The following is an 18,169-nucleotide window of genomic DNA, read 5'->3' on the forward strand; positions in this document are numbered from 1 at the left end:
AAGCCAACTACGTATGTTCAATAAGTTTATTCAGAGACCCGTTCTCTCTATTGTAATATCACTCATCATTGTGTTCCTGGGCGTGTTGGGAATCATGCAGCTGCCCGTGACGCAATTCCCGGCCATCTCCCCTCCCAAAGTGAACGTGACGGCGGAATACCCGGGCGCCAACGGTGAGCTGATGATCAAATCCGTTATCATTCCGCTGGAAAGAGCGATGAACGGCGTGCCAGGCATGAAATACATGACCTCCGACGCCGGTAACGACGGGGAAGCATCCCTGCAAATCATTTTCAACCTCGGTACAGATCCAAACCAGGCCTCCCTCAACGTTCAAAACCGTGTAGCCTCCGTGGTGAACAAGCTGCCGCCGCTGGTAGTGCGCGAAGGGGTGAAGATCACGAAGGAAGAAACGAACATGTTGATGTATATCAACCTGTATAGCGATGATCCGCATGCCGACCAGAAATTTCTTTTTAACTACGCTGATATCAACATCCTGCCCGAGCTGAAACGCGTGCCGGGCGTGGGTGTGGCGGACATCCTCGGGAACCGCGAATACGCCATGCGCGTGTGGCTGAAGCCGGACCGCATGCTCGCCTATAAGATCAGTGCGGACGAGGTGATGAAAGCGCTGGGCGAACAAAGCCTGGAAGCCTCTCCGGGTAAAACCGGGGAAAGCTCCGGTAAACGTTCCCAGTCGTTCGAATATGTACTCAAGTATCCCGGCCGGTACACGACCAAAGAGCAGTACGAAAACGTGATCCTGCGTTCCAATGCCAACGGGGAAATGCTCCGCCTTAAAGACGTGGCAGACGTGGAATTCGGCAGCTCCATGTACGACATCTACTCCAACCTGAACGGCAAGCCTTCCGCGGCGATAGTGTTGAAGCAGTCCTACGGCAGTAACGCCAGCCAGGTGATCAAGGACGTAAAGGCCAAGATCGCGGAGATCCAGGCCGCCTCCTTCCCGAAAGGCATGCACTACGAGATCAGTTACGACGTATCCAAATTCCTGGATGCCTCCATTGAGAAAGTATTGCATACCCTCGTGGAAGCCTTTATATTGGTGGGTATCGTCGTGTTCCTCTTCCTGGGGGACCTCCGCTCCACCATCATCCCTGCCATGGCGGTACCGGTATCACTGATCGGTACTTTCATGTTCATGCAGTTTTTCGGCATTACCATTAACCTGATCACCCTCTTTGCGCTGGTACTGGCCATCGGGGTGGTGGTGGATGATGCCATCGTGGTGATTGAGGCCGTACACGCCAAGATGGAGGAAGAGCATATCGGGCCGCTGAAGGCCACTAAAAAGGCCATGCATGAAATTGCCGGGGCCATCATTGCCATCACATTCCTGATGGCGGCGGTGTTTATCCCGGTGGCATTTATGACCGGGCCGGTGGGGCTGTTCTACCGCCAGTTCTCCATCACCATGGCTACCTCCATCATATTGTCCGGTATTGTGGCGCTGACGCTCACGCCGGCGCTCTGTGCCATGATCCTCAAGAACAACCATGGCAAACCGAAGAAGAAAACGCCGGTGGACAAGTTCCTCGACGGGTTCAACAACGGCTTTAATAAAATTGCCGGCCGTTACCAGGGGCTGTTGGGTAAGATTGTGAACAGGCGGGTGGTGACTTTCGGTATCCTCATCATCTTCTGTATCGGTACTTATTTCATGAATAACAGCGTGCCTTCCGGCTTCATTCCGAATGAGGACCAGGGTATGTTTTACGCCATTATTCAAACGCCTCCCGGCTCCTCACTGGAACGCACCAACGAAATTGCGGAGCGCCTGCAGAAGATTGCCGAAGGCGTGGAAGGCGTGCAGTCTGTATCGTCCCTGGCAGGTTATGAAATCCTGACGGAAGGTACGGGTTCCAACTCCGGTACCTGCCTGGTGAACCTGAAAAGCTGGGATGAACGTAAACATTCCGTTTCGGAGATCATGGAGGAACTGGAGGAGAAAGCCAAGGATATTACCGGGGCCAACATCGAATTCTTCCAGCCGCCGGCAGTACCGGGATATGGCGCTGCGGGCGGGTTTGAGCTGCGCCTCCTGGACAAGACAGGTAGCGGCGATTATAAAAAACTGGAGCAGGTAAACAACGAGTTTGTGGAAGCGCTGAAGAAAAGAAAGGAGCTGACTTCCGTGTTCAGCTTTTACAGCGCCAGCTTCCCGCAGTATATGCTCAGTGTGGACAATGACCTGGCGCAGCAGAAAGGCATTACGATCGACAATGCGATGAATACGCTCTCCACCCTTATTGGTAGTAACTACGAGATCAGCTTCATCAAGTTTGGCCGCCTTTACAAGGTGATCGTACAGGCATCGCCGCAGTACAGGGCGTTGCCGGAAGACATCCTGAAGCTGTATGTGAAGAACGACAAGGACGAGATGGTGCCTTACTCCGCCTTTATGAAGATGGAGAAAGTCTATGGTCTTTCGGAGATCACCCGTCATAATATGTACACCTCTTCGGAGATCAGCGGTTCCAGCGCGCCGGGCTACAGTAGCTTCCAGGCGATCCAGGCGATTAACGAGGTAGCGAAGAAGGAGCTGCCGAGGGGCTATGGCATTGACTGGGCCGGTATTTCGGCGGACCAGGTGGCGCAGGGGCACCAGGCGCTTTGGATCTTTTTGATCTGTCTTGGATTCGTGTACCTGATCCTGAGTGCGCAGTACGAGAGTTTCATCCTGCCGTTATCGGTGATCCTGTCGCTCCCGGTGGGTATTTTCGGGGCCTTCTTCCTGTTGAAGGTATTAGGCCTGGAAAACAACATTTACGCGCAGGTGGCCATGGTAATGCTCATTGGTTTGCTCGGTAAGAACGCCGTGTTGATCGTGGAGTTTGCCGTGCAGAAGCACCGCAGCGGTTCCACTGTGATGGAAGCGGCGCTGGAAGGCGCGCGGGTGAGGTTCCGCCCAATTTTGATGACGAGCTTTGCGTTCATTGCCGGTCTGATTCCGCTGGTGATAGCTACGGGACCGGGCGCGTTGGGTAACCGGACGATTGGTACGGCCGCTGCCGGCGGTATGCTTTTCGGTACCGTGTTCGGCGTGGTGATCATCCCGGGATTGTATTTCATATTCGGGAAGATTGCAGAGAAACATATGTTCGTAAAGGACGAAGAAGAAAATCCATTAACAGAAGAAATTGATCACAATGTATAATAGCAGGAAAACATACCTGGGTATATTGGGCCTGGGTTTGGCATTAGCAGCCTGCAAGGTACCTGCCGGTACGCAGCAGGTAGAAAACAGGAACACGCCCGCTTCCTTTGGCAACGGGCAGGATTCCACTACTGCCGCCACTATTGAATGGCGCAGGTTTTTCACGGACCCTCACCTGGTAAACCTGATCGACAGTGCGCTGGCGCATAACCAGGAGCTGATGATCACTTTGCAGGAGATAGAGATTGCCCGCAACGACGTGCGTTTCCGCCAGGGAGCGCTGATACCGCAGGTAACAGCCCGTGCGGGCGCCGGCGTGGAGAAGGTGGGCCGCTACACCAGTCAGGGTGCGGGCGACGCCTCCACTGAAATCACCGAAGGCAAGGAAGTACCAGACCCGCTGGGGGATTTCAATATCGGCGCTTATGCCACCTGGGAAGTGGACATCTGGAAGAAGCTACACAACGCCAAGAAGGCGGCGGTGGCCAGGTACCTGGCTACCGTGGAAGGCAGGAACTTTGTGATCACGAACCTGATCGCTGAAATAGCCAACTCCTATTACGAGCTGCTGGCGCTGGACAACCAGCTGGCGATTGTAAGGCAGAATATTGAATTACAGAAAAGCGCGCTGGACATCGTGAAGGCGCAGAAGGAGGCTACCCGTGCCACGGAGCTGGCGGTGAAAAAATTCGAGGCGGAGGTATTGAAGTCCCAAAGCCTGGAGTTTGATATTGCGCAGAAAATAAAGGAAACGGAGAATAAGATCAACTACCTGTTGGGCCGTTATCCGCAGGAGATAGCCAGGGATAAAAGCGATTTCCTGCAGGCGATGCCGTCCATGATCAGCGCGGGGATACCTGCCCAGCTGCTGGGCAACCGGCCGGATATCAAACAGGCGGAGTTGGAACTGGCTGCCGCCAAGCTGGATGTGAAGGTGGCGAGGGCGGAATTCTACCCGTCGCTGGGCATTACTGCCGGCGTGGGATTCCAGGCGTTTAAACCTTCCTATCTCTTTAAATTCCCGGAGTCGTTATTGTACAACCTTGTGGGCGACCTGGCGGGGCCGTTGATCAACCGCAATGCGATCAAGGCGGAATTTAACAGCGCCAATGCGCGGCAGCTGCAGGCGATGTATAATTACGAGCGGGTGATATTGAATGCTTTTATGGAGGTTTCCAACCAGCTGTCCAATATCGATAACCTGGAGAAGAGTTATAGCCTGAAGTCGAAGCAGGTAGCGGCGCTGACTACGTCTATTGATATCAGCAACGACCTGTTTAAATCCGCCCGTGCGGATTATCTGGAGGTGCTGATGACGCAGCGGGATGCGCTGGAGTCGAAGTTGGAGTTGATAGAGACGAAGCAGCAGCAGTTTGCGGCGGTGGTGAATGTGTACAGGGGGTTAGGAGGAGGATGGAGATAACAGCAGGGTAAGCGGGAGTACCCCTGCCTTCGCATATGAAGAGGATGTATCATGGCTGATACATCCTCTTTTTCATTGGAGCGCACTGCATGTATTTTGCAGTCATACTTGATAGTTTTATTATGCTGACACTCATCGCTGTTAACTATTCCGATCGCCTGGACGTTTTCGACCTCTACAGGAGGGAATTTGTGATATACGTACGATTATGCATACATAAAAAATTTTAATACAAACGCTTACATACAATCATTTTCTCGTCTAAAAAAGTTTACTAAATTCAGTGCACTGTCCTTACAGTAGCATGATTGTCGTATGAAGCCTGCTGGTACTTTCCTTTCTTCATTTTTTGTTGTCCTGAATGTGCTTAACTGTTCCAAGTAACCTAGACCACAACTGCATTAAGTCTGTTTTTAACATCCAAGCTTTCTTTTTCAAACCTTAAACAATACAGCCATGAGCTCTATTAAAGCAACCTTGTCCAATCTATTGGACCAAGTGCAGTATCCTGCGCATCCATACACCAGTACCCACTGTGATGAGATGGAGAGTATTACGCGTGCCTGGATTGACCAGTACGATTGCTTAACCCCCGAGATCAGGTACAAAGCCAAAATTAGCAGTTACGGGGTCTTAACGGCAGATGTACTTCCGAGAGCAGACATGCAGACCTTAAAGCCCATAACACGCTGGATGTTGTGGGCTTTCATTTTTGATGACTTTTACGGGCCTTATCCGAAAGATGAGCTAAAACGAATTTGCAGGAATGCCCTGGCTACTATCAGCAATGAGCCTATTCCGCCTGCAAATGCCATTTTCGATCAGCTGCGCATTACCTGTGCAGAGCTGCGGGAACAGACTACGCCGCAATGGATGAACCGGTTCTTAAAGTCGCACAAGTTTTATTTCCAGGGCCTGCTGATGGATACTTTCAGCTACAAGGAGCATCGCACCTACCCGACGGAGGAGCAGTATTTCAAGATCAGGGATCGTTTGATCGGCGGCTTTATGGTGATGGACCTGCTGGAATTAATCTCGGACAAGATTATGCCTGATGAGATTATTTACCACCCGGACATTCACCGGATGCGGTTATTGGCCAGCAGGCTGATGATCTATGATAACGACATCTTCTCTTATCAGAAAGAATTGCTGGAAGGAGAATCCATGAACCTTGTGCTGGTTATTGCCAATGAGAGAGGCATTTCGATTGAAAAAGCCCTGAAGGAAACGATCAGGATAAGGAAAAAAGATTATCTTGAATTGCTGGCCTTCAACCGTAAGATCGGGCAGTTTGGCAAGTGGAGCAGGCAGGTATTGCAGTATTGGGAGAACACGATGATCCTGCTGGAGGGCCAATTGAAATGGTATAAAATAAAATCGCAGCGCTATGGAATAACCAATGATTAACAAAAAAACGATCATTTTTCAGTAACTTACGATCCAAAGAATATTCTATTTTATTTTTTGGATCGTAATTCCCCTCAAGGCTAATAACCCTTAAAAATTTCCATGAAAGCTTTTAGCAAAACTGAGACGCTTTTAGTCCTCAAACGGATCTCCTTTTTGATCGCTGTTTTGTCGCTCACAGGTGGCATGGCAGTTGGAAAGGTATTAGACTTCACCCCCATTTTCTACGTTGAAACGTTTATTGGTATTTTCTTCTTTGTTATACCATATCTGCCAAAGTACCTGGGGCTGGATCTTACCATATGCCTGTTTTTCACTATCCTGAATGCGGCATTGGTGTTTTACGGCATACTCCTCGGTCCGCTGTCGGAAATCCATTTGCTGGTAGCATTTCTGCTGGGCGCCAGCTGTTACCTGCTCAGGGGGAAGAAGCTGTTGCTTTTTCCGGCCGGCATGGTAGTCAGCATGTTGATATTCCTGGAACTCAACTATTATAATCACTGGTTTAAGCCGTTGGATATCTCTTATCGCCATGCTATTTTGGTAAGATGGATAGTGGTATTTACAGGAAGCAGTTTATCCGCAGTTACTATTTTCTACTTTGTAAAAAGTTGGGTGAATTCGAAGTTTTACTCACTCACCCGCAAAATTGCAGAGCAGAATGTTGAATTGGCGAGTGCGATAGAATGCAAAAGCAGGTATGTGGACATGCTGTCCCACGAATTGCGTACCCCGCTTAACTCCATACTGGGCATTGCGCAGCTGCTGAATGCGCGGAGAAGCGACTTTGACCATGATACGCAGGTGGAAGTTCAGCACTTGCTTGAGTCAACCCTGATCAGTGAATTGATCGTAAACAACAGCCTTGATTTTTCCCGGATCAATTCAGGCAAGCAATACCAGCTGCAACGCAGCACGGTGGACCTAAAAGACCTCATTGAGTCCACGTTCATCATGCAGCGTTACGTGGCCAATTCCAGAGGCGTAAAAATCCAGTTGAATTACCAGGAGGGGCTGCCCCCGTACATTGTGACGGACGAAGTCCTGTGCCTGAAGATCTTCAACAACCTGTTCAGCAACCTGGTGAAATATGCGCCGGCCAATACAACGGCGGAGATCAGGGTTACCTGCGACAATAAGTATTTATATGTGCAAACCATTAACAGCGGCAGCATAGATGCCGGCTTGCTGCATAAGATATTCGACGCGTTCGAATCTTCTGCGGTGGAAGTCAACAGCACAGGATTGGGGCTGTTCCTTTCCCGCAGCTATGCCCGAATGCAGCAGGGCGATATCACCGTGCAATCTGAAAACGGGCAAACTATATTTTGCTGCAAACTGCCGCTGGAAAAAGGCGAAGCAAAAAACAAAAAGACCCAGCTTTTTTCCACGCCAGGAAGTCTGCGAGGGTACAGCATCCTCGCGGTGGATGACGACCGCATTGAACGGGATATCATCAGCAAAAGAATCGCGCAGACCGGCGCTGCCTGCGTTACCGTAGGAGATATGGAAGAAGCGAAGGCTTACCTTTCCGAAAACACGCCGAGCCTGATCCTGACGGATTACCAGCTGACGCCTACTTCCAATTGCCTTGGTTTAATTGATTATATCCGGGGCGATGAGCGGCTCAAAGAGGTGCCGGTGATCATCCTCTCGGGGGATTCCCATTCCAATGCCGAAACGGTGCGCACACTGCGTGCCGATGGCGCGTTGACCAAGCCATACTCCACCCGGGACCTGGAAAGCATCCTGCGGCAGCACCTCGTGCCCGTAAGGCTGTTACTCAAACGCTGATCTCAGAAATATTGGTAAGGATATAGTGCATACAATTCCGGATGTATGGTGTCCAATGCTGTTTAATAGGCTGCCTGCAATGGCGCTGCAGGGATGTCTTCCGCATCCAGCAAGGCTTCCAGCTGGCGGATCACCAGCCCCAATTGAACAAAGCCAGCAAACTTCACCGGCAGCGGCAAAAAATCATGGAGGTCCGCATACTCCCCTTTTTCATGATGATAAAACAGTACCTGCATTGTTTTGCGGTCAATGCACCATTCGTCCCCTTGTCCGGAGCGGGCGATGAGCCATACCGCCGGCGCGAGGTCCGGGTAATGCTCCGCCAGGTAGCGATTTTCCTGCAGGCAGGTTTCATAATCGAACAGGATGATATCTGCGCATAGCTCCATACCCTTATAATTGGTGATAAAGGGCAGGTAATCCGCATCGCTGATACGCACCTTATCGAGGCTCCGGATGGGTTGTTGCCGTTTTTCGAAGTCGCTGAACAGCTGATTGATATCTGGTACGGTTATCATAACAATCTTAAAGATAGGACACTTTGACCATGCTTAAAACAGGCTGCCCTGCACTACTGCAGGCGGCGTTGCCGGGTGAAATAAACCGATAACAGTAAACGGTTGTTTGGACGTAGCGTGAACATTTTGCGTGGTGCCGAGGAAAAAGTGCAGGTCGGTATTGCGCACGTAATCCTGCAGGTATTTTTTCCGGAGTTCGTTGGCGGCTTTCGCTTCTTTATCCGCGCCATGTTGCTTCTTCAGCAATTTCCAATACTGGGATGCCAATGCAAAGTCTTCGAAGGGCAGCGTTATTTCCTTGTTACTGTCATCCAAAAACCGGAAAGTGAACTGGTAGGGCAACTTTTTATAAGCGGCCAAGGGTTCTTCTTCCTGCATAAATACATGGGGGTAATATTTTTCCTGCTGCATTTTTGCCAGGCGCTCGCTGTCCCATTCCGGTGTTACGGGCGTAGCATCCAAGCCCAGGATGCGTTGGGGCTTAAAGACGGCCAGGGAGGTGTAGAAAGCCTCGTGTTTAGCTTCCATGAGCAGGTTATCCAGGTTGCGGTAGATTTGTTTTTGTACCAGCGCCTTGCGTTCTTCCCAGTAGTTGGCGGTGCCGGCATGCCCCAGTTTTTTAAGGGGCAGCTCGGGGTCCACGGGGCGGAAGCTTTCCAGGCGAAAATCCCTTGGGTTCCGCTCCAGGTCTATTTCGATCCAGTCGTACAACTGGTATTGTTCTTCGTAAGTTTTTTGTGAAAAAGAGATGGGGTAGATCCTGATAAAAGCGCCATCTTCCCTGAAACCTGCTATGCTGAGCTGCTCATCGTAGTGGGAAGTTAAGGTCGGGTAACTTTTCACAGTAATCATCACTTTCGTCAAAGCCATGCAAAAAAATTTTAAAAAGTAGCCGTTTTACAATGGTTCCGGTAATAATGTCAGCATCTTGATAAGATCGCTCACATTAAGCTGTACACGTTATAAATGTATTAATTCTTACCTGGTAAATAATCCGCCAAAACTAAGGTTAATCGTTGAAAATAAAAAAGTTATGATGCATTAAACCATTTGGGCCCTGTTAGAAATAGATATTTTTTCTACCCCTATCAAAACATTCTATGCAAATAATTCGTTCTAATTTGTGTATTTTGTACGCATAAATTATGAACACATGAGTTTTCAAGAAGAGCTACAAAGTATATTTGTCGCAGAAAATGAAATCCCCGAAGAATTCCGCATTACTGAAATTCACCAGCGAGAGTACCTCGTAAACGGGGAAATGAAGCCATGGGATGGTCCTGTGAGCGAAGTATATTCACCGATTAACATTCCTACCCCTGAAGGACTTAAACGCAAGCTGATCGGCACCTATCCGCTCGGCACTGAAAAAGAAGCCTTTGAAGCCCTGGACGCAGCTTTGGCAGCGTATGACAATGGCCGCGGCGAATGGCCTACCATGCCATTGGCGCAGCGTATTGACTGCCTCTCTGTATTTGCCCGGAAGATGACAGACCAGCGTACCCTGATCGTTAAGCTGATCATGTGGGAAATCGGGAAGTCGTATGCCGACTCCATCAAGGAATTTGACCGTACTATAGAATATATCAACGCTACCATTGACGCGCTGAAGGAGATCGACCGCAGTTCCAGTCGGTTTGAGATCAAGGAAGGCACGATTGCGCAGATACGCCGCTCCCCGCTGGGCGTGGTGCTGTGTATGGGGCCGTTCAACTACCCGCTGAACGAAACCTTCACTACGCTGATCCCGGCGCTGCTGATGGGCAACACCATCCTGTTCAAACCGCCGAAGCACGGTACTTTATTGCATTATCCACTGCTGCGTGCGTTCATGGAGTCGTTCCCGAAAGGCGTTGTAAACACCATTTACGGCCGTGGCGCCGCCGTGATCCCCGGCATTATGCAAACCGGTAAAATCAACGTACTGGCCTTCATTGGTTCCAGCAAAGTGGCCAACGACCTGCGCAAGCACCATCCGAAGCTGAACCGCCTCCGCGCGGTGCTGAGCCTGGATGCTAAGAACGCGGCGATCGTAACGCAGCATGCCGACATCAAGGTGGCAGTGAATGAAACCATTTTAGGCGCATTATCGTATAATGGTCAGCGTTGTACCGCTATCAAGATCGTTTTTGTACACCGTTCCGTGGCGGATGAGTTCAACGCCAGCCTGAGCGAAGCCATCTCCAACATGAAGTTTGGCATGCCATGGGTAAAAGGCGTGCAGCTCACCCCGGTAGCAGAACCCGGTAAGCCTGCGTATATCCGCGAGGTACTGGAAGATGCAGCTGCGCATGGGGCATCCGTGATCAATGAGCACGGCGGCGCTACCAACGAATCATTTGTATTCCCTGCGGTGGTTTACCCGGTGAACAGCAAGATGAAGCTGTACCGCGAAGAACAGTTTGGTCCGGTAATCCCCGTGGTGCCGTTCGACGATATTGAAGAAACCATCGATTACCTGATTGAATCCCCTCATGGCCAGCAGGTGAGCATCTTCAGCAACAATCCTGAAGAGGTGGCCAGCCTGATTGATCCGCTGGTGAACCAGGTGAGCCGGGTAAATATTAACTGTCAGTGCCAGCGCGGTCCGGATGTATTTCCGTTCACCGGCCGTAAGGATAGTGCGGAAGGTACTTTATCCGTACATGATGCGCTGCGCTCTTTCTCTATCAGGTCGCTAGTGGCAACGAAGAGTAACGACACGAATAAAGCGCTGCTGGAGGACATCCTGAAGGAGCATAGTTCTGACTTTTTGAGTACGAACTTTATTTTTTAGTATTGTTTGCATTATTGAAGAGAGAAGGCCCTGTAGTGATACGGGGCTCTTTTGTTGGGGGAGCTGCAGGGTAGAGTTAAATTTTATGGCGGGATTTATTATGGAGATGATTTTCAGCATACGTAATCCTGACAAGCCCGGCATTTTAATATCGATCTTCTGTGATTTCCATTTAGTGACGGTTTGGATAAAGCATTTCCAGGCGACGCTTTACCTTTTGCAGCCCTAGCCCCTTTGGCATGTTGTTTACGAAATCAGCTGGCAAACCCGTATTATTTTTCATAGAAAAAATTAAATCTTTCCCCCTAATAATTAAAAGCACATGGATAAAGGTATCTTTTATCCCCCTTCGCTGGCGGGAAAGATGCAATTGATCCCTTTGTTAAACAGCTGATATACTCCCGCCAGGAGTGGCAGGTGCGATACAAAGGCGGACGCAGGTCTGTTTTCCGGGCTGCCTGTAGAGAAAAAAATGGCATGACTTTATCAATGATAATAAAGTCATGCCACTACGACACTAAGGTTTTACTTCTTGGCCAATTGTATAATTTTAAACGGAACGCTAACATTAAATTGAACGCTAAATTTCTCTTTGGCGGTTAGCGTTTTGTCCGCAATATTCTTGTATCCTGCCAAAAGCGCAAAATTGATAGCACTTCCATCATTCTCTTTATTTGGTAAGCTAATCACTGGGCCGACGAAGAGCTCCACTCTGTTTTTCACCTCATAACTATTACTGTAGGCCCAATAGCCGGTAATGTTACCACCAAAATTTTTATTCTTACCGAACAGAATTGTATATTGTCCGGAAAGGCTAACCACCATATAATCCTTAAATGGCAATCGACTGCTATCAAATGCAGTTTGCTTATTAGATACATAGGATGTATTACCTGATCCTGTCACTAATACCGAGTCTGTAATGAAATCATTCTTAAACTTTTTATTTTCCGGCAATTCATAATTCCCCTGTCGTTGGATACCAAAATCTATATTTGCATTTTGGGAAAACCTGGCATTATAACCAAAAAAAGAAAAGCCTAGCGTTCCTCCCCAATTAGTAAATGAAAAATCGTTAAATCTATCTGCGTATGTGATTGGAGAAGGATTATAGCTCGTAAATGGCTTTTGATTTAAAAAACTGTTCAGGTTAAATAGCCAAATACTATATCCTTTCCAATTCGAATTCTTAACTTCATAATCAGTTAGCGAGTCCTCCATTAATTCAAAAATGTAGTTTTTCTTCAATTGATTTCCATCCTTACTCAAATCATATAATTCCCATAACATATCCAATTGATCTCTTATAATTTTGATTGTATCTCCAATTACTTTAACGCGACCTGAATCATAAGGATTAGCGAATGAACTTCTCTTATATGCATCCACATACTGAACAAGTAATGCCTTAAGAGAATCCCTGGTCATATTGGCATAATTCAACGCTGTATATTTGCTTAGGTTGTCATATTGCTTCTTCAAAAAGTCGGCCTTGCTAACCTGAAAGTTATAGCACTCCTGCCTTGACTCATACAAGAGTGTTTGACTAAACCTATAGCTAACACCTAATTTCACACCCCATGCAGACCCGAAACCATTTTTTCCATAATAAACAGTCGATATATTATTGGTTACGTCCCCGTTGAAGCCAAAATTCAAAATTGTTTTGTTTCCAATAAGAAAAGCAGCTTGCAGATCTGCTGACAGCTTATCATCACTGAGTTTCAAATTTGCACTTGTGCCATTTTTTAATTGGCCGTTAGGGCCAGGTGCAACAGCAGTAAGGAATCCCGCAGTGATAGTATTAAACGCTTTGTCAGACACCATAAACTCTTTAGAACAATCTGTTGTTCTCAAAAGAGAATCTAATGTTTTCTGTAGAATAGCTTCCGAAGCTTTACCATCCATATATAAAATGGTTGATTTAGGAATTGCCTGAGATTTTGCCTGGAGCTGTAACATACAACACAGAATAAAAATTGATAGTACTCTCATAGTAGTTTTAGGGAGCTTTTGGGTAAATTAATAGGGATTAAAAAATTGAAATTATTTCGATTGTTTTATTTTTCACCTCCTCTTAATAGATTTCATTTCTTTGAGAATACAACCTTCAACTGAAACTATTGATTCCTAATATATCTCACAGCTGCCCTCCCACTCCTTTAAACTTATCCACGAAAGCACTGATCTTCTGGAATACCCGCTGTTTGATTGTTAAATATGAAGGATTTAGAGGACTCATTTTGGGTAACAGGGCGTTTAGCTCTGTGCCAGGTAACAATGGTCATTTTGCTTAAGATATTTTAGGGGTCCAATCCTTCACACAATTGCATGACCTGTTACATCATCACTTGTCAAATTTTAGCTAATATAAAAAAAATACAATACTATGAGAAACACCATTGCGTAAATTGATATTATATTAGAAAACATGAAATAAAAAAAGTTGGCGAAGCACCAGTTGACACGGAGCATGTCAAACACTTTCCAGAATAAGGATAGGTTGTACACAGGTATAAAATAAAATAGAACAGGCTTCCAAAACTGGAAGCCTGTTCTATTTTCGTGATCCCGCTGGGACTCGAACCCAGGGCCCATACATTAAAAGTGTATTGCTCTACCAACTGAGCTACGGAATCAATCACCCTCTTTTCAATTGGGAGTGCAAAGATAGGAATTATTCATTCCAAACCAAATTTTCTTAAAAATTTTTTATTTCCCGCTGAAAACCGCCTTGTACCGGATCACCGGATCATCCTTATCCTCCGGACGGAAAATATGCAACAGGTAGTATTTCCCAGCTACCCAGTCCGCCACGGCGTTCTCATAATAAGGCGAGCCAGGGTTGCCGCTCTGCCCTCCGGGATATATCCCATAGGCCTCCGTTTTGTCCGACAGCTGCACCACCATACGCCAGGAAGGGCCATGGTTCTTCTTGGTGGCATTTACGATATGCGTACCACCACCGGTGTTCAGGCCATTGGCCCCGAAAGGCTTCAGCACCCGCGTCAGGTGGCGGATGTCCGTGCCGCGGTACTTGCCCAGCGCCAGCCTGCCCTCCTTGTCGGCAGCAGCGGCGTCCGCGGCGGTGGCTATGAAGGCGTCGTGTACCAGGTCGGATAAGGTTTCCCGCTGCGGCGTGCGTACGTTATCGATGAATTTAAACGACGTATCCTTCAGCAGCAGCATCAGCGTGGCGGTGGACTGCGGAAAAGGCAGGAATACGCTGTCATTCGGGTACAGCTCATCCAGCCAGATGGTATCTTCCAGGTGCATCCAGAGCTGGTTAAACAGCGTTGCGGCGCGACTCTCAGGCGACGCCACTGCGTCCCAGGAGGCCAGCTCCCGCCAGTAGCCACGTTGCTGCGCATTCAGGGAAGCCGTATCCATGTGCTTTTTCAATACGGGCAGCGCAGTGGCCGCAAACTCATTATAATTATCGTTCTGCAGCGTCATCATGTCCTGCGGCGTAATGCCTGACATAGCCGCGAGCTTTTCGTTGATACGCTTACCGCGGAACAGGTCGTACTCCCCGTAAAGGCGGTAAGGATAGGAGCTGTCCGTAGCGCGCTGATTGGCGGAGCTTACGAAACCACGGGCCGGATTCTTAATATGCGGCAGCTCCTCATGAGGAATATACCCCTGCCAGGCGTATGTACTATCGGAGCCGGGCATGATCCATTTACCCTGATCCTTCCAGCGCGCAGGGTACTGCCCGTTATGCCAGATGGCGATATCGCCGCTTTTTGACGCGAATACGAAGTTTTGCGCCGGGCACTGGTAAGTACTCAACGCATCCAGGTAATCCTCGTAATTTTTGGCTTTATTCAGCTTGTAAAAGGTGAGAAATTCATTGGATGGGTCCAGGGCCTTCCAGCGCATAGCCAGGAACTGCTGACTGGTAGTATGTTCCGGGAAGGTGTTATCATACATGACCGGCCCCAACACGGTGTAAGCCACGGTATCGTACACCGTAGCGCCGCCACGGACTTTGATAGTTTCAATACGTTGCTCCGCAGGGCGGTAGCTGCCATTAAATAAATATTCCTTGCGGCCATTGCGGAACTCCATGCGGTAGAAATCCTTCACGTCCTCTTCCCCATTGGTTACGCCCCAGGCGATATTGTCATTGAAACCAATGATCACGCCCGGCGCGCCGGGTAAACTGGCGCCGTAGACATTCATATCCGGCGTGTTGATCTGCACTTCGTACCAGAGGGATGGTAAGCTCAGCCCCAGATGCGGATCGCTGCAGAGGATGGGAGCGCCCAGCCGGGTTTTGGCGCCGCCTACCGCCCAGTTGTTACTGCCGTTGGCAGGGTCAGGATTGTTCGTGCGGTACTTCATAAACGCGGCATCCAGCGCCAGCAGGCTGTCCGGCGGCGGTGTGGCCTTAACGGTGGCCGACTGATATGCGGTTCCTTTTGGAATAATCGGGTCGGTGCTGTCCAGGAAATCAGGGTACAGCAGGTTGAAGTCCCTGATATCAAACAGCTGCCGCGCCTTCGTATATTCGAGATCGTTAGCAAACCCCGCGAGGTCGTGCGCCATATATTTCAGCAGGTAGGCGGAGTTGATCAACTCCCAGTGCTGCGGTTTGTAATCGAGTATCTTGTATTCTACCGGCAAGGTAGCATCTGTGAGGGTAGCGATATAAGCATTGACTCCGGCAGCATAGGATTCCAGTACTACTTTTGTCTGCGGGTTGGCCAGCATCTCCTTCAACGCCTGCTCCGCCCCGTATCCCATGCCCCTGCGGCGCGTTTCCCGGTCGTAGTTAATCATGGATGGCCCCAGAATTTCGGAGAGCCTGCCGGCAGCGGCAAACGTCTGCAGCTCCATCTGCCACAGCCTGTCCCGCGCGGTAATATATCCCTGCACGTAATACGCGTCCGCCTCTGTTTTGGCGAAGATGTGCGGCACCATGCGATCATCGAACCACACTTCGGCCATGCCTTTGAAGCCCGGCAGCTGTACCTGATCGCGGGTAGCGTCTATCGGTTCGGCGTTCATCCAGAAGCCTTGCTGCGGACTCAATAACTTACCCAGTGGCGGAACCGATCCTATTTTGGTGTTGAGCGCCCAGGTCAGTGATAAAGTGACAGCGCCTGCGATGACTGCGGGGATAATTCTCATATGATTTCACAGAATGTAATTTCTAAAATACACCAATTTTAGATTATTACCATCACTGTTTTAAGACGCGCAGCAACTGATCTATTTCTGTTTTGGTATTGTAACTATGCAGTACAATGCGGAGCCGCTCCTCGCCTTTAGGCACCGTAGGATGCAGGATAGCGCGTACATCCAAGCCGGCGGACTGGCACGCTGCCGCCACCGTTCTCGTATATTCGTTACCTTTAGTTACCACTGCCTGTATAGGCGTATCGCTTTCAATGAGCTGCAAGCCCGCAGCGCCGGCCCTGAAATAAGCCACCAGCTCCCGCAACTGCTGCCTCGCCTCCGGCATGTACGGAAATAAACTGTACGCGGCCTGTATAGCCGCTATGGACGCAGGAGGTAACGCGGTCGTATATATGAAAGCCCGGCAGAAGTTTACCAGGTAATCCCGCAGCACTTTTGAACCCAGGACCACCGCGCCATGGCAGCCAACGGCCTTCCCAAAGGTATGCACGCGGGCATAACACTGGTCCTGCAAGCCTAAATGCTGCACCAGCCCTTCGCCCTTCCCTCCAAGCACGCCCGTCGCATGGGCCTCATCTACCACCAGCAAGGCATTCAACTCCCGGCACATGGCCGCCATAGCCGCCAGCGGCGCTACGTCGCCATCCATGCTGTAGACGGATTCCACGGCTACGAAGACACGCCCCGCCGCGCGCTCAATCTTCTCCCTTAAATCCCCCAAGTCATTATGCCGGAAGGAAAACGACTGGGCGCGGCTCAACCGCACGCCATCCCGGATGCTGGCATGGATCAGCTGATCGTACACAATGGTATCGCCCCGCTGGGGAACGGTACTGAAAAAGCCCAGGTTGGCATCATAGCCCGAGTTGAAGATCAGGCCCGCTGCGGCCTGGTGGAAAACGGCCAGGTCCTGCTCCACTTCCTCTATCCACGCGTAATTGCCGGCCAGCAAGCGGGAGCCGGTACTGCCCTGCCAGTGCGGCCTGTCCTGCAGGAGGGCATGCACCGCTTCGTGCATAGCGCCGCTGCGCGCCAGCCCCAGGTAGTCGTTGGAGCAGAAGTCCACCAGGTTGCCGGTTTGCCGCAGACTGCGGAAGGAATGCTGCGCCAGCCGCTCCTGTAGCTGTTGTTGTAAGATGTCGTCCATAATACCCGTCAAGTTAAAAATCAAACTTATCTTCGCAAAAAATTAGATTTCCGAAAATATCATGAGTAAAGTTTCCATATTAGGTCTGAAACTCCCGACCGATCCGCGTTGGGTGAACCTGGCAGCCATATCCCTGACGGATATCCTGACAGATCATGCCTACTGCGAACAAAAGGCCGCATCTTCTGCCATCTCCCTCATCCAGCGCAATCCCAACAGAACCAAACTGGTAGAGGAACTGGCGCCCATCGTTACGGAGGAATGGGGTCATTTCCGCCAGGTGCTGGCCGAAATGAAAAAGAGAGGACTCCAACTGGGTAAACAAAGAAAGGACGATTATGTTAACGCCCTGATGGAATTTAAAGTGAAGGGAGGCAGTGCGGACGATTCCCTGCTGGACAATCTCCTCATCTTCGCCCTCATTGAAGCGCGCAGCTGCGAGCGCTTCCGCCTGCTCAGCGAAGGCCTGGAAGATGAATACCTGCGCGAGTTCTACCGTAAATTCATGATCTCCGAAGCAGGCCATTACCGCCTGTTTATCGACCTTGCCAACGAATATTTTGATGAGGAAAAAGTACGGAACCGCTGGCAGGAATGGCTGGCACGCGAAGCGGAAATCCTCAAGGAAATTGAAGTAAGAGGCGATAGAATGCATTAATATTTGCTTGTTTCAGGAAGGTCCTGGCGATCTTCCTGAAACTTGTTGCGGGGTAATAACCACGCCGGCCATAACGGCCCCTAAAAAGTTCACCTCACCAGCCTAATCACAAAACCA

General features: G+C 49.5%; 11 protein-coding genes and 1 tRNA gene. 6 read left to right on the plus strand and 6 right to left on the minus strand.

What is annotated here, in order from left to right; genetic code table 11:
- Positions 1-13 precede the first annotated feature (13 nt).
- The 4 genes from BOC67_RS15695 to BOC67_RS15710 all read left to right on the plus strand — a co-directional run bounded on the left by BOC67_RS15695 (position 14) and on the right by BOC67_RS15710 (position 7,808).
- Positions 14-3,181: an efflux RND transporter permease subunit gene (locus BOC67_RS15695; RefSeq protein WP_291911549.1), complete on the plus strand. Its 3,168-nt coding sequence runs from the start codon at positions 14-16 to the stop codon at positions 3,179-3,181.
- The gene (locus tag BOC67_RS15700; protein ID WP_291911550.1) at positions 3,174-4,604 is read left to right on the plus strand and encodes a TolC family protein; all 1,431 of its coding nucleotides are present in this window, start codon (positions 3,174-3,176) and stop codon (positions 4,602-4,604) included. The genes BOC67_RS15695 and BOC67_RS15700 overlap by 8 nt, the downstream gene beginning before the upstream one ends.
- Before the next feature lie 693 nt (positions 4,605-5,297).
- The gene (locus tag BOC67_RS15705) at positions 5,298-6,014 is read left to right on the plus strand and encodes a terpene synthase family protein (RefSeq protein ID WP_291911551.1); all 717 of its coding nucleotides are present in this window, start codon (positions 5,298-5,300) and stop codon (positions 6,012-6,014) included.
- A gap of 156 nt (positions 6,015-6,170) precedes the next feature.
- Positions 6,171-7,808, plus strand: coding sequence for an ATP-binding protein (locus tag BOC67_RS15710; RefSeq protein WP_291911552.1), 1,638 nt, complete (start codon positions 6,171-6,173; stop codon positions 7,806-7,808).
- Between the two features lie 62 nt (positions 7,809-7,870).
- On the opposite strand, the gene BOC67_RS15715 is transcribed toward BOC67_RS15710, so the two are convergent.
- Complete coding sequence (locus BOC67_RS15715) at positions 7,871-8,326, minus strand: hypothetical protein (RefSeq protein ID WP_291911553.1); 456 nt, start codon at positions 8,324-8,326, stop codon at positions 7,871-7,873.
- Positions 8,327-8,359: 33 nt separating this feature from the next.
- Complete coding sequence (locus BOC67_RS15720) at positions 8,360-9,196, minus strand: hypothetical protein (RefSeq protein ID WP_291911554.1); 837 nt, start codon at positions 9,194-9,196, stop codon at positions 8,360-8,362.
- A gap of 283 nt (positions 9,197-9,479) precedes the next feature.
- Here BOC67_RS15720 and BOC67_RS15725 point away from each other — a divergent pair, with 283 nt between their 5' ends.
- Positions 9,480-11,102, plus strand: coding sequence for an NADP-dependent glyceraldehyde-3-phosphate dehydrogenase (locus BOC67_RS15725; protein WP_291911555.1), 1,623 nt, complete (start codon positions 9,480-9,482; stop codon positions 11,100-11,102).
- A gap of 525 nt (positions 11,103-11,627) precedes the next feature.
- Here BOC67_RS15725 and BOC67_RS15730 read toward each other — a convergent pair.
- From BOC67_RS15730 to BOC67_RS15745, 4 genes are all read right to left on the minus strand, one after another.
- Positions 11,628-13,064, minus strand: a complete 1,437-nt coding sequence (locus BOC67_RS15730) for a hypothetical protein (protein ID WP_291911556.1) — start codon at positions 13,062-13,064, stop codon at positions 11,628-11,630.
- A gap of 604 nt (positions 13,065-13,668) precedes the next feature.
- A tRNA-Lys gene (locus BOC67_RS15735) sits at positions 13,669-13,741 on the minus strand.
- A 73-nt stretch (positions 13,742-13,814) separates the two neighbouring features.
- Positions 13,815-16,238: a penicillin acylase family protein gene (locus BOC67_RS15740; RefSeq protein WP_291911557.1), complete on the minus strand. Its 2,424-nt coding sequence runs from the start codon at positions 16,236-16,238 to the stop codon at positions 13,815-13,817.
- Between the two features lie 52 nt (positions 16,239-16,290).
- Entirely contained in the window at positions 16,291-17,394 is a 1,104-nt protein-coding gene (locus BOC67_RS15745) for an 8-amino-7-oxononanoate synthase (RefSeq protein ID WP_291911558.1), read from the minus strand.
- A 61-nt stretch (positions 17,395-17,455) separates the two neighbouring features.
- On the opposite strand from BOC67_RS15745, the gene BOC67_RS15750 reads away from it, so the two are divergent.
- Entirely contained in the window at positions 17,456-18,052 is a 597-nt protein-coding gene (locus BOC67_RS15750) for a tRNA-(ms[2]io[6]A)-hydroxylase (RefSeq protein ID WP_291911559.1), read from the plus strand.
- Positions 18,053-18,169: the final 117 nt, after the last annotated feature.

It is taken from the genome of Chitinophaga sp. CB10, assembly GCA_001870995.2.
GTDB lineage: Bacteria > Bacteroidota > Bacteroidia > Chitinophagales > Chitinophagaceae > Chitinophaga.

Bases quoted from the DNA above. Each gene is read 5' to 3' on its own strand.
- BOC67_RS15695 (WP_291911549.1), top strand. From the start codon at position 14: ATGTTCAATAAGTTTATTCAGAGACCCGTTCTCTCTATTGTAATATCA.
- BOC67_RS15700 (WP_291911550.1), top strand. From the start codon at position 3,174: ATGTATAATAGCAGGAAAACATACCTGGGTATATTGGGCCTGGGTTTG.
- BOC67_RS15705 (WP_291911551.1), top strand. From the start codon at position 5,298: ATGTTGTGGGCTTTCATTTTTGATGACTTTTACGGGCCTTATCCGAAA.
- BOC67_RS15715 (WP_291911553.1), bottom strand. From the start codon at position 8,326: ATGATAACCGTACCAGATATCAATCAGCTGTTCAGCGACTTCGAAAAA.
- BOC67_RS15720 (WP_291911554.1), bottom strand. From the start codon at position 9,196: ATGGCTTTGACGAAAGTGATGATTACTGTGAAAAGTTACCCGACCTTA.
- BOC67_RS15725 (WP_291911555.1), top strand. From the start codon at position 9,480: ATGAGTTTTCAAGAAGAGCTACAAAGTATATTTGTCGCAGAAAATGAA.
- BOC67_RS15730 (WP_291911556.1), bottom strand. From the start codon at position 13,064: ATGTTACAGCTCCAGGCAAAATCTCAGGCAATTCCTAAATCAACCATT.
- BOC67_RS15740 (WP_291911557.1), bottom strand. From the start codon at position 16,238: ATGAGAATTATCCCCGCAGTCATCGCAGGCGCTGTCACTTTATCACTG.
- BOC67_RS15745 (WP_291911558.1), bottom strand. From the start codon at position 17,394: ATGGACGACATCTTACAACAACAGCTACAGGAGCGGCTGGCGCAGCAT.
- BOC67_RS15750 (WP_291911559.1), top strand. From the start codon at position 17,456: ATGAGTAAAGTTTCCATATTAGGTCTGAAACTCCCGACCGATCCGCGT.